Consider the following 612-nt stretch of genomic DNA (forward strand, 5'->3'; position numbering starts at 1 on the left):
TCGCCCTGGAAGCCCTGCCCGTCCTGAGGTAGGAAGCCGCCCCCAGGGGCCCTAGGGCCGGTTCCAGGGAGCGCCAAAGGGGAAAGGGAAAACCGCCCCTGGTCCTGGGCCAGGGGCGGAAGCCTCCTTCCCCTAGGGGAGGGTGTAGCTGGAGCCGGTGAAGCTCCCTGTCCGCTGGGCCCAAGAGAGGTCCAGGCCCGCCAGGGCGCTTTCGGAGAACCCTCCTACTAGGAGATTCTGGAAGCGAGCGGGGTCGCCCCGGGAAGCGTTCAAGGAGAAGCTCACGCTCCGGGTAGCGGGGTCCGCCAGCCTGTAGGAGAGCCCCGGCACCACGGGCACGGTGTAGCTGGCGCTCCCGCCCCCGTAGAGGGTGATCTCCACCTGGAGAGGGGAGCCCGTGTCGGAGTCCTCCAAGAAGCCATAGGCAGAGAAGCCGTAGGCCTGGGCCTGGGGGTGGTTGAAGGTGAGGGTGTCCCCGCTCACCGAGAACTGGCCCGTGGCCCAGGGGGCCAGGAAGCTCACGTTCCAGTCCGCCCCGCCCGTTTCCTTGAGGGCGAAGAGTTGGTCCTGGTACCCGGGGCTTTGGGCTTGAGCGAGCCCCAAGTATTTGCC

1 protein-coding gene is annotated in these 612 nt (G+C 68.0%); it reads right to left on the reverse strand.

Annotation, left to right across the window (positions count from 1 at the left end; all coding sequences use genetic code 11):
• Positions 1 to 132: 132 nt before the first annotated feature.
• A partial coding sequence (locus BVI061214_RS13100) for a hypothetical protein (protein ID WP_162207992.1) occupies positions 133 to 612 on the reverse strand: 480 nt, incomplete at its 5' end.

The organism is Thermus aquaticus, assembly GCF_001280255.1.
Classification (GTDB): Bacteria; Deinococcota; Deinococci; order Deinococcales; family Thermaceae; genus Thermus; species Thermus aquaticus.